The organism is Hyphomicrobium sp. (genome assembly GCF_035572195.1).
Classification (GTDB): domain Bacteria; phylum Pseudomonadota; class Alphaproteobacteria; order Rhizobiales; family Hyphomicrobiaceae; genus Hyphomicrobium_B.
This window is the reverse complement of sequence record NZ_DATNBA010000028.1, coordinates 1-12,195: the sequence shown is the minus strand read 5'-3', so window position 1 is coordinate 12,195 and position 12,195 is coordinate 1. Positions and strand designations below refer to the sequence as shown.

Below are 12,195 nucleotides of genomic sequence, written 5' to 3'. Positions count from 1 at the left end.
GTCATCGCAGTTAAGGCGGCGATTGCGGGTCTACGCATAGACATGGCGGATCGAGCCGTCCTCATCGATGGCCCAGCAGACGATTGCGTTGTAGTGAAAATATCCTTCGCGCCCACGTTCCTTGACGAGCACGTCGCGCTCCGGCTGCACGTATCCCGTCTCGTCGGTCGCGCGGCTCTTCAGGACCGCGGCTTTGCCGTCCCACTTCCACGGCATGCGAAAGCGCGTGAAGCAGCGGGACATGACAGGTTCTTGCAAATGCGCTTCAGCCCACGACGCGCCGCCGTCGGCCGAGACCTCGACCTTGGCGATACGGCCGCGCCCGCTCCACGCAATGCCGCGGATCTCATAAATCTCCGGTCCGTGCATCTTCTGTCCCGGCGAAGGCGATGTGATCACCGATTTCGCGTCCATCACGAACGTGAACATCCGAGCTTTGCCGCTGGGAAGAAGCTCGGTGTATTTCGCCGTCTCGTTTCGCGTCATGGCCGGTTCGGTGGCAAGCTGGAGGCGGCGTAGCCATTTGACGTTCAATACGCCTTCCCAACCGGGAACGACGAGACGCATGGGATAGCCGTTCTCGGGCCGGAGGCGCTCGCCGTTCTGGTAGAGCGCGATCATCGCGTCATCCATCAGCTTCGACAGCGGCAGGCTGACGTTCATCAGCCCGGCATCGGCGCCCTCGGCGATAACCCAGGACGCCTTCGGGTCGGCGCCCGCCTGATCGAGCAAAATAGAGAGCGGCACACCCGTCCACTCCGAACACGAGACGAGCCCGTGGAATGCTCCGAGCGGCCGCTGGATCGGCTCCTCGTGCCAGCCGGCATTGCTGTTGCCACCGCATTCGATGAACAGAAATTGCGAGCGCATCGGATAGCGCAACAGGTTCTCGACGGTGAACATCAGCGGCTGGCGGACGAGCCCGTGGATCACGAGGCGGTGTAGCGCCGGATCGATCTCGGGCACGCCGTCATGATGACGCTCGAAGTGCAGCCCGCTTGGCGTGATGATGCCCTCAAGGTCTTCGAGTGGCGTCCACGACACGCCGTCGCCGGCGGGCGCGCGGTTGCCGCCGATATTGCGCACGACGTATTTTTCGTATTTCGAAGGCGTGCCGTAGCCCGTGAACGGTAGCCCGGTCTTATGCAGCCAAGGTGGGTTCGCGAGGTCCGCGGTTGCGCCGACCTTCGTATCTTCTGCGCGCGAGACGGACGGCGCTGCCGCAGTGGCCACCGCGAGGACGAGGCCGCGCTTAAGCAAAAGGCGGCGGTGCAAAAGTCCGCCGCCTGCGACAGGGGTTAGGTCGTCATCTGAGAGACTTCCGGCCATCAGGCCGCATTCCGATCATCGCGTATCAGGATTGGCTCGGCGTCGAGTGGCCATCGAAGACCTTGCCCATCGAGTCCTCGGCGTGGACGTTCATCACATCCGATGGGCTGCCTTGATAACTGAAACGGAAGTGCGGATTTTCGCTGATGGAGATACCGCCGGTCATCGAGAACACCAGCTTGTCCCCCGTGGTGACGTCGATCTTGTCCACGAAATGCGCCGGCGTGTAGAGACCGGTCACCTGATCCATCTGCAAGCCCGAATTGTTCGGATGCTTGATCATGATCTCTGCCTCTTGAATGGGAGCGCCGTTCGGATCCTTGAAAGCGGTCTTGACGCGCATCTTGCCCAGCGACTTCGCCGCTTCCTCGGCATCCTTGGAAGCGGGTGCCGAGCAGCCGCCCGAGGCTTTTACGAACCGGTACGCCATATACAGTTTGCCGTCGGTCGTCTCTGCGATGGCGCGCACGTTCGAATATTGGTCGATACGCACGCGGGTCGCCAGAACACGCTCGCCGGTTCCGGCGGCGTCGCCATAGGTGAACGTTGCGACGACGGGCGACGGGTTCTGATCAATGACCAGCGTCAGCGATTTGACGCCTTTTGCGAAATCAGCGGGCAGCCGGATACTGATCGGCACTGTCGAGGCATCCTCGGCGCGGTACGGAGCTTCAAGCGCGACTTTGCCGGCGCCATCGAGGATTTCCCGTGTACCGAAGATGTCGCCCCGGATGCCGTCCCAGGCTGCAGTGTCGCCGGGATTGGCGGCATAGGCGGCGCCGTTCAAGCTAAGACCGAATGTGAGCGCCACAGCCACGGATGCGGCTGCTTGAATGATTATGTTGCGCATCGTTTCCTCGTCGTTTTCTTTTTAGCAGAATAGCACTGCGCGAATGTAACCGAGCCGCAAATGTCACGGCCGCTCAATTGCGACTATGACACAAATGTGAGGTGCCGGTCATCAGTAGGCAAGCGCCAAACAATCGAATATCCAAGAATGCGCTGGATAGCGACGAACATTGAAAGTGATGAATATACAATAGATTATACTGATGAAAGTGGCCGCCCGCGCCTTTCGAGGCCGCAGGCATCCGTGGATGCAATCGTAATCGTTGCTCTCAACCGCGAGTACGGCGCGGGCCTGCTGCCAGAAGGCCACGTAACATACTCACGACACGGGAAGCGGGACCCTTACCGCCGCACTGGATGCTGATCCGGGCGCCTTCGAAGAGCAAGAACACTTCGTCTGCGAGCCGTTCGGGATCGCGATACCGTGCAGCCTTGAACAGCTGGACGAGGCCTTCGCGTTTGCGCCGCTTATAGGCCTCGATCACGGCCCGCGCGGGATGATCCGGATCGAGTTCGACTGCAGCGTTGGCAAGCGCGCAGCCACGTTCATATTTGTTCGTTAACACGTCTTCGATGTGGTCGACCCACGCATCGAGGCGCTTCTGCGGATCGCCGGGGCTGTCGGCCGCAATTCGCTCCCAGACGATATCGCCCTCGCTCGCTAGCTGATTGACATAAGCGACGATCAAATCGTCTTTCGATTTGAAATGGCGATATAGCGTCATCTTGTTGGTCAGGGCTGCATCCACGATCGCTTCGACGCTGACGGGGTGCAATCCGTGGCGGTAGAAAAGATCGCGTGCAACGAGCAGAATACGCTCGCGTGGTGGCCGAGACGCAAGCGCGGCGATGCCAGCCTTGCCATTTTCGTTGAGCAGAGTTGTGTTCATCGCCCCCTTGACGAGTATGTTACCGATCGGTACCTGTATGTTACCGATCGGTAACGTCTAGCACAGTTCGGTGACAATTGTCATTCGGTTCTTTCGGCAGGGGAATAGACGTGGGGCTCAGTCGCGACCGATCGCGCGTAGTGTCTCGTGTTTAGATAAATTATTCGCTGTCCGGCCCGCCAAGGCCGTCGCACAGCTCAACACGCAGTTTGAGAGACGGAGACAAAACGCTGTTATATCGATCCACCCCAATCATGGTGTCGCTGCTTTTGCTGTCTGCAAGCCTGTCGGCGTGCGACGACAACAAGTCGGCCGCCCAGACGGCCGCACCGCCGGCGCCTCAAGTGACGGTTGCCAAGCCGGTCAAGAAACTCGTGTCGGATTTTGACGAGTATGTCGGCCGCTTCGTCGCTGTGGATTTCGTCGAAGTGCGGGCGCGTGTTTCCGGCTATCTCGACAGCATTCATTTTACCGACGGCCAGCTGGTCAAGGCGGGTGATCCTCTTTTCACCATCGATCGCCGTCCGTTCCAAGCCGCGCTCGATCAGGCGCAGGCAGCCATCGAGCAGGCGAAAGCAAACCTCGCCTTTGCCGAAAGCGACCTGAAGCGCGGCGAAGGTCTCGTGCGCGGCTCGACGATCACGCAGCAAACCTTCGATCAACGCACGCAGGCCAAGCGCGTCGCCGAAGCGAACGTCACGGCGCAGGAAGCCGCGACGCGTCAGGCCGATCTGGATTTGACGTTCACTCAGCTGACAGCACCTATTTCAGGGCGTATAGGCGATCGCCGTGTCTCGATCGGCAACCTCGTTACCGGAGGCACGGCGGGAAACACAACGCTGCTTGCAACGATTGTCTCGGTCGATCCGATCCGTTTCGAGTTCACAATGGATGAAGCTTCCTACTTGCGTTACATCGATGCCCTGTCGGATGCGCAGTCTAAAAGCAGGGACAGCGGCTTGAAGTCGCTGCCTGCGCAATTGAAGCTGATCGACGAAAAAGACTTTGTTCATGAGGGCCGGATCGATTTCGTCGATAACGTGATCGACCGGGCTTCGGGCACGATCCGTGGTCGTGCCGAATTCCCAAATCCCGACGGCAAGTTAACGCCCGGAATGTTCGGCCGCATCCGGATATCAACGTCGCCGCCGGCAGAGGCGCTGCTCGTTCCCGATACCGCGATCGGCACGGAGCAAGTTCGAAAATTCGTATTTGCCGTCGGCAACAACGATGTCGCCACGCCGAAGTACGTGACACTCGGCCCTGTCGTCGATGGCTTGCGGGTCATAAGGACCGGCCTGAGCCCCGACGACACGATCATCGTGAACGGGCTCATGCGCGTCCGGCCGGGAGCCAAGGTCACGCCTCAGCAGGCATCGGCCGAAGCGATGACAGCCAAGGACCCAACGGTCCGCACCAACTGAATAACGGACCCTAGATGCGCATCTCGCACTTCTTCATTGATCGCCCGATTTTTGCGGCCGTTATTTCGGTTGTTCTCGTCATTATTGGCGCGGTGTCGCTTAGCCGCTTGCCTATTGCGCAATATCCCGAGATTGCGCCGCCGGTGGTCAATGTCACTGGCCAGTATCCCGGTGCCAGCGCTGAAGTCGTGGCTGCGACCGTCGTTACGCCGCTCGAGCAGCAGATCAACGGCGTTGAGCACATGCTCTATATCACGTCGAATTCGACGGGAGACGGGCGCTTTTCGATCGCCGTTACGTTCGACCTCGGCACTAACCTCGATATCGCGCAGGTGCAGGTTCAAAATCGCGTTCAGACGGCGCTGCCGCGGTTACCTGCTGACGTGCGCAACATCGGCGTCACTGTCGCCAAGGCCTCTCCCGACCTGATGATGGTCGTGCATCTTCTCTCGCCCGATAATTCTCGCGATACGCTGTTCATATCGAATTATATTAACTTCAACGTCCTTGATGTGCTGAGCCGCATCCAAGGCGTCGGCTCGGTTACAGTCTTCGGCGGCCGAGATTATTCGATGCGCGTTTGGCTCGATCCCGATCGGCTTCAGTCGCTGGCGTTGACGGCGAACGACGTGGTGGAAGCACTGCAACGGCAGAACGTTCAGGTCGCGGCCGGCGTTCTCGGCCAGCCGCCTCTCAAGCATCCGGACGCCTTTCAGATATCGGTGCAAACGCTCGGACGGCTGACCGATCCCGAAGAGTTCGGCAATATCATTGTTAAACAAAACAACGACGCTGTCGTCAGAGTAAGGGACGTGGCGCGCGTCGAGCTTGCTGGCCTCGACTACGGCGTCAATTCTTACCTCGATAAGACCGCCGCTGTCGGACTCGGCATTTTCCAGCTTCCCGGTTCGAACGCCATTGATACGGCCGACGCCATCAAACAGAAGATGGCGGAGCTTTCAAAAAGCTTCCCCCCGGGCATCAAGTACACGATCATCTACAACCCTACCGACTACATTCAGCAGTCCGTCAACGCGGTCGTTGAAACCATTCTCGAGGCGATCGTTCTTGTCGTGCTTGTCGTCGTGCTCTTCTTGCAGACGTGGCGCGCCGCCATTATTCCAATCGTCGCCATCCCGGTGTCTCTCATCGGCACCTTTTTTCTGATGGCGACATTCGGATTTTCGTTGAACAACTTGTCATTGTTCGGTCTCGTACTCGCGATCGGAATCGTGGTCGACGATGCGATCGTCGTGGTGGAAAACGTCGAACGCAACATGGCCAAGGGCCTGGACCCGCGTGAAGCAGCCTATAGGACGATGGAGGAAGTCGGAACGGCACTGATCGCGATCGCGCTGGTGCTGACGGCGGTCTTCGTTCCTTCGGCGTTCATCACCGGGATATCGGGGCAGTTCTATCGCCAGTTCGCCCTGACGATTGCCGGTGCCACCGTCATTTCGCTGATCGTTTCGCTGACGTTGTCCCCGGCGCTCTGCGCGCTTCTATTGAAACCACACGAGGCGCAGCACAAGTCGAGCCTGCTGATGTGGCCGGTGCACACATTCTTCCGCGGCTTCAATTGGAGTTTCGAAAAGCTATCGTCGGGATACGGCTGGCTCGTCAAGCACGTGGTTCGTCTCGCCGTGTTGATGCTCGTCGTCTATGCGGGCTTGATAGCTTTCGGACTGAACGAGTTCCGTAAGACGCCGGTCGGCTTCATACCACAACAAGATGCCGGCTATCTGATCACGGTGATCCAGCTGCCACCCGCCGCTTCCCTGGCGCGCACTGACGCGGTTAACCGGCGGGTCTCCGAATTGGCCCTTGAAGTTCCCGGCGTTGCTCATGCCGTCAACATCGTGGGTTTTTCGGGTGCGACGCGCACGAACGCACCCAATGCAGGTGCGGTCTTCGTCACGCTGAAACCGTTTGAGGAGCGCGCCAAAGACCCGCGCATGTCGGCGCCAAACATACAGGCTGCGCTACTCGCTAAGTTTTCTGCGATTCAGGATGGACTGGTTTTCGTTGTGGCGCCGCCCCCCGTGCGTGGTATCGGCAGCGCCGGCGGTTTCCGGATGATGGTTCAGGACCGCTCGGGCGCCGGTTCGGTAGCGCTGCAGGGCGCCGTCAATGCCATGATGGCTAAGGCCGCACAGACGACCGGCGTTCAGCAGGTCTTCTCGTTATTTGAGACGTCGACACCGCAGCTTTACCTCAACATCGACCGCACCAAAGCGGAGATGCTTGGCGTCAACGTCTCTGACGTGTTCTCGGCCCTTCAGACCTATCTCGGCTCGGCCTACGTCAATGACTTCAATCTGCTTGGTCGGACATTCCGCGTGACGGCCCAATCGGACAGTCAATTCAGGCTCGACAGCAAAGACATCCTTAAAATCCATGTCCGCAATGCGAACGGCGATGCTGTGCCTCTCGGTTCCTTTACGACCGTTGACGACATATCGGGGCCGTCGCGTGTTCCGCGTTACAACCTCTACCCCGCCGCCGAACTCGACGGCTCTGCGGCCCCCGGATATTCGCAGGGTCAGGCCATCGACATCATGCAGAAGATGGCGGCGGAAACCCTGCCGCGCGGTTTCGGCTACGAATGGACGGAACTCGCGTACCAGCAGGTTCGCGCAGGCAACGCTTCGATCTTCGCATTTGCGTTGGGCGTCGCATTCGTGTTCCTGGTTCTTGCGGCGCAGTTCGAGAGTTTGACCCTGCCTCTTGCGATCATTCTGATTGTGCCGATGAGCCTCATCGCTTCGATTTCAGGCGTCGTGCTGCGTGGTCAGGACAACAACATCCTGACGCAGGTCGGCTTCGTGGTCTTGATCGGTCTTGCGGCGAAGAACGCTATTCTGATCGTCGAATTTGCCGAGCAGCTTGAGGTGCAAGGCCGCGATCGATTCGCTGCCGCGGTTGAGGCCGCGCGCCTCAGAATGCGGCCCATTTTGATGACGTCGCTCGCCTTCATTCTCGGCGTCGTGCCGCTGGTCTGGGCGGTTGGCGCCGGCGCCGAGCTCAGGCAGGCGCTCGGTACGGCTGTGTTTGCCGGCATGATCGGCGTGACGGTCTTCGGTCTCATTTTCACGCCGGTCTTCTACGTCGTTTGCCGCTGGCTCTCGGGACTGGGCCGCCGCAAGGTCGCGACCGGCCCTGAGGCACCTCAGCCGGCGGAGTAGGGATTGACGCGCCTCTTTCGTTCGGCGCAAGCCTCGCACACGATGCGGCGGGCATGAATCGACTCCATCATTGTTGGAGCATTCAGCTCACCGAATCGAGTGCGGGATGAATCGCAAAGAGCGCCGCCAGGCATCAGCCAATGCCCGTGCCAAGCCGTTGTCGGCCGTCGATCCCGTGCTCGCTCGCGACTTTCGCGATGCCGTGCAGTACCTGCAGGCGGGCAAGCTGCACGAATCCGATCTCGCGCACCGTCGCGTGCTGGCAAAGTCTCCGCGACACGCTCCGAGCCTGCATCACCTCGGCCTGATCGCTTTCAAACTCAATGCTCGCCCCGATGCCGTCGACTACATTCGACAAAGTCTCACGATCGATCCACGCAATCACCAGGCGTGGCTGAACCTCGCGGTCATTCTGGGAGAAATGCGACACGCCGATGAGGCCATCGACGCTTGCCGGCGGTGCATGGCGCTGCAGCCAACCAGCTCGGAAGCCTTTGCAGTGCTCGGCAACCTTCTCCGCATTGCGCAGAACAACGTCGACGCGGCGGCCGCCTATTCGGATTCACTTCGGCTGAAGCCGGTGCAACCGGATATTCTCACCCGGCTGGGCGAGCTTATGCTGCAATCGGGTGACGCAGCTGAAGCACTGGTTCATTGTCGCCGGGCGCTCGAAATCAATCCCAGCCACGAGGCGGCGGGGACCCTTGAGCGCCGCATCCTGGCGTCGACCGAGTCGTTGGATACCGCCCAAGCCCTGCTCGAAGCGCAGGCGAAGACTCCCGCCGAACTCGCGCAAAGTCTCGACCAATTGGGCGCCTTTTTACGTGCCGAGCGGCGCCACCAGGAGGCGGTCAGCGTTTATCGCAAGGCGATCCTTCTAGAGCCGAACCGTGCCGATTGGATCTTTAACTTGGCGCTCGCGCTTGAGGGTTCAGGGCAAAAAGAAGAGGCGTTTGCGAGCTACCAGGCGGGCCTCGCAATCGATCCGGATCGCGCCGAGGCTTACGCCAACGTCGGATGTCTGCTGCGAAGCATGAACATGCACACGGGCGCAATTCAGGCATTCGAGCATGCGCTCAAACTCGACCCCGATCTCGCTGTCGCCCACTACAACCTGGCGGTGACATTTAAAGAACGCGAACGGTTCGAAGACGCCCGGTCGGCATTTGCCAGGTCCGTCGAGTGCGCGCCGGACTCGATCGTCAATCGCTTCGAGTTTGCCAATTTGCGCCGCATCCTTTGCGACTGGGACGGTCTCGACACCGAGGATCAGCGCTGTCTCGAACTTTTCCGCGCGAGAACGACGAGTGTCGCGCCGTTTAACCTGATCTCGATGCTGTCGAGCAGGTCCGATCAACTCGACGCGGCCCGTCGCTACGCGAAAATGTTTGGGGTGCCGGAAGCAGCGCAGTTCAAGAGTCATCACAACGGCTCGGGCGTCGATCAGCGCATTCGGGTCGGATTTCTATCGTCGGATTTCTTCGAGCATGCGACGACGATGCTTCTCGTCGAGATCCTGGAAAATCTCGATCGCAAGCGTTTTGAGCTATTCGGCTACTGCTTCAGCCCGGACGACGGCAGCAAGCTTCGCCACCGCATCATCGGTGCGTTCGAACATTATGTGCATATCGGCGCCATGTCCGACCATGATGCGGCGCAGACGATCCATTCCGATGGCATCGATATTCTCATCGATCTCAAGGGCTACACGAAAGACGCCCGCGCGGAGATTCTGGCTTATAGACCGGCGCCGGTTCAAGTGAACTATCTCGGCTACCCCGGGACGATGGGTGCCGATTTCATCGACTATATCCTGGCGGATGCCATTGTCGCTCCGATGGAGCATCAGGAGCAGTATTCCGAACGGATCGTGCATCTTCCGCATTGCTATCAGCCCAATGACAGACAGCGTAAAATTGACGAAGAGCCGGTGACGCGCGCCGACTTCGGGCTGCCGGAAGATGCTTTCGTATTCTGCTCCTTCAACAACAGCTATAAAATCAATGCCGCAATGTTCGACGTCTGGATGCGGTTGCTTCAGAGCGTGCCGGGTTCCGTTTTATGGTTGCTGGGTTCCAATGATATTTGCCTCGAAAACCTAAGGCGCGAGGCGGCAAGCCGAGGCGTCGAGTCGGATCGCCTCGTGTTCGCCGGCCGGCTTCCGATCGCGAAGCATCTCGCGCGGCAACGCTTAGCAGACCTTTTTCTCGATGCGCTTCCCTGCAACGCGCACACCACGGCCAGCGACGCGCTCTGGGTCGGGTTGCCGGTGTTGACGTGCATGGGAGAGACATTTTCCGGACGTGTCGCAGCCAGTCTGCTGACGGCGATGGATTTGCCGGAGCTGATCACGCATAGCCCCGAAGAGTACGCGCAGGCGGCGCTGACCTTGGCACTCGACAAAGGCAGGCTCGAACAAATCCGGCACAAGCTCGCCGAGCAGCGTCAAACCGCACCTCTCTTTGACTCGCATCGCTACGCTCGCAACCTCGAAAGCTCTTTTGAGACGATGGTGGATATTATGAGATCAGCAGAAGCGCCCCGCCCATTCGTCGTGGTGGATAACGAGTCGAAGGCACCGATCGAAACGGTGATGCCGTTGGAAAATACCCGCACGCTCTACGACAAATGCCCGCTCTGCGACGGCGCTGACATTCCTCACCAGATCGAGGCCAAAGTCACCAACCACCCTCTTTATAAGCCGCAACTTCCGCCGACGATGAAGTGGTGCGCATGTTCCTCGTGCGGCCATGTCTTCACCGAAGGCTATTTTACGCCCGAGGCCTGCGAGATCATCTTTTCCGCGACGCACGGCAACCAGAAGGTCGGCAACGACGCCGAGAACCAACGCAAGGTCTCGGCAAAGATGGTCGAGCGGGTGGCGCGTTACGTCCCGAATGGCGATTGGCTCGACATCGGTGTCGGCAACGGGTCATTGCTGTTTACGGCGGCGGAATGGGGTTTCGGTGCGGTCGGTACCGATCTGCGCACCGAGAACGTTGCGAAACTGCGGAACCTTGGATTCGAAGCTTACTCCGACGACATCGAAGACATCGCAGCCGTCGAACGCTTCAGCGTCGTCAGCATGGCGGATGTTCTGGAACATGTACCATTTCCAAAACGATCGCTTGCCGCCGTACATCGCATGATGCGGCCCGGCGGCGCGCTGTTTATCTCGATGCCGAATATGGATTCTATCATTTGGCGGGTTCTCGATGCGACGGGCACGAACCCTTATTGGGGCGAGCTCGAGCACTACCACAACTTTACCAGAGCGCGACTCGTGCAGCTGCTCGAAACTCAAGGCTTCAAATTCGCCGAGTACAACATCAGCGAACGCTATCGCACCTGCATGGAAGTTATTGCGCTGAAGGTCTAAGGCGCGTCGCAATTACTCGTTGATCGCCGCTATTCGCAAATCGAACGATATTTGCGAGCCTTCATGTCGAGATGAAAGTGGTCGTGGTGCGCGGCATTCGCATCGGGCCCGAGCACCGTACCAAAAATATCGCAGGCATCGTCATGCACCCGATGCAGGAAAACCGATTCCGCTTCCCGCACGGCCTTTTCCTTCTCCGCAGCCGACGGTGCCGATGGCTTCGATTTGACCGCGACCTGCTTAGCTAAGTCGCTTGCGCCGAGCTTCACTTCGGCAACGGCCAGAATTTTGAGACCGCGGCTCGGTGGGGTTGGCTTCGCCGTAAGGCTGCCCTGCAGAGCGTGTGACTGGGGCGCCCAAGACTTGCTAACTTTGATGACTTTGCCGTTCGCCAAAACAAATCCCGAAATGTCGATGGCATTCATGAAGGCGTGCTCGCTGATCGGAGCCTTCGCCAGGCCATAGCGATTGCGGCACGAATAGGCGCCCTCGGCCAGAATGCGGACAACCGGCGACCCGAAGCCTTTCTGTGCGGCCGGCTGTAGCTTGTCCGCAAGCCAAGTATTCAACGCCGCAATCATCGGACAGTCGAGCGCCGGCGACGGATCAATCCTGACTTTGCTGACGCCCAGACTTTTGACGAGGCGAGGGGCCGGCGCTCCGCAAACGCCCTCCCTCGTTGGTTCAAGGACGTCGGCGACCAGCGTGACCTTGTTGAGTAGTCGATTACATTGCGTGCGCGCCTTTGCAATCTCGGTTTCGGTCCACGGCGGGGCCGGTTGCGCTGACGGCGGCACGGGAGCGGGCGGCGCGTCAGGCTTCACAGGCTGGGCGGCTCCTTCCGCCGGTGAGGGTTCCGGCTTGGCCGCGCTTTCGACATGCGCCTGACCGACGTCGTTATCGTTTCCCGCCTCCGGCTGTGGCGATTGCCGGGGAACGGAGGCCGACGACGACGCATCGCCGGGCGCCGACAGAGGCCGCGTGCGCACGATCTCGATGTTCTCAGCTAGCCGCGTGCCGGCAACACGCACGGATTCCAAGCTGTCGGGCGGCATAAATGCCAGCGCAATCAGGCCGATAAACACGATGCGGGAGAGATTGATCGACGACTTGCGGGCAAGTTTCCTGGCTTTGACCAC

At 59.6% G+C, this 12,195-nt stretch carries 7 protein-coding genes; 3 read left to right on the top strand and 4 right to left on the bottom strand.

Going from position 1 to position 12,195, the window contains the following annotated elements:
- Window positions 1-30 precede the first annotated feature (30 nt).
- The 3 genes from soxC to VN623_RS02590 all read right to left on the bottom strand — a co-directional run bounded on the left by soxC (window position 31) and on the right by VN623_RS02590 (window position 3,068).
- Window positions 31-1,329: a sulfite dehydrogenase gene (gene soxC / locus VN623_RS02600; protein WP_325567823.1), complete on the bottom strand. Its 1,299-nt coding sequence runs from the start codon at window positions 1,327-1,329 to the stop codon at window positions 31-33.
- A gap of 25 nt (window positions 1,330-1,354) precedes the next feature.
- Entirely contained in the window at window positions 1,355-2,179 is an 825-nt protein-coding gene (locus tag VN623_RS02595) for a quinoprotein dehydrogenase-associated SoxYZ-like carrier (protein WP_325567821.1), read from the bottom strand.
- A gap of 268 nt (window positions 2,180-2,447) precedes the next feature.
- Entirely contained in the window at window positions 2,448-3,068 is a 621-nt protein-coding gene (locus tag VN623_RS02590) for a TetR/AcrR family transcriptional regulator (protein ID WP_325567819.1), read from the bottom strand.
- 254 nt (window positions 3,069-3,322) lie between these two features.
- On the opposite strand from VN623_RS02590, the gene VN623_RS02585 reads away from it, so the two are divergent.
- The 3 genes from VN623_RS02585 to VN623_RS02575 all read left to right on the top strand — a co-directional run bounded on the left by VN623_RS02585 (window position 3,323) and on the right by VN623_RS02575 (window position 11,056).
- On the top strand, window positions 3,323-4,492 hold the full coding sequence (locus VN623_RS02585) for an efflux RND transporter periplasmic adaptor subunit (protein ID WP_325567817.1): 1,170 nt from the start codon (window positions 3,323-3,325) through the stop codon (window positions 4,490-4,492).
- Window positions 4,493-4,506: 14 nt separating this feature from the next.
- Window positions 4,507-7,677, top strand: a complete 3,171-nt coding sequence (locus VN623_RS02580) for a multidrug efflux RND transporter permease subunit (RefSeq protein WP_325567815.1) — start codon at window positions 4,507-4,509, stop codon at window positions 7,675-7,677.
- A 106-nt stretch (window positions 7,678-7,783) separates the two neighbouring features.
- On the top strand, window positions 7,784-11,056 hold the full coding sequence (locus VN623_RS02575) for a tetratricopeptide repeat protein (RefSeq protein ID WP_325567813.1): 3,273 nt from the start codon (window positions 7,784-7,786) through the stop codon (window positions 11,054-11,056).
- A 29-nt stretch (window positions 11,057-11,085) separates the two neighbouring features.
- Here the strand turns inward: VN623_RS02575 and VN623_RS02570 are convergent.
- Window positions 11,086-12,195 (bottom strand): extensin family protein (locus VN623_RS02570; protein ID WP_325567811.1); only part of this gene is annotated, 1,110 nt, incomplete at its 5' end.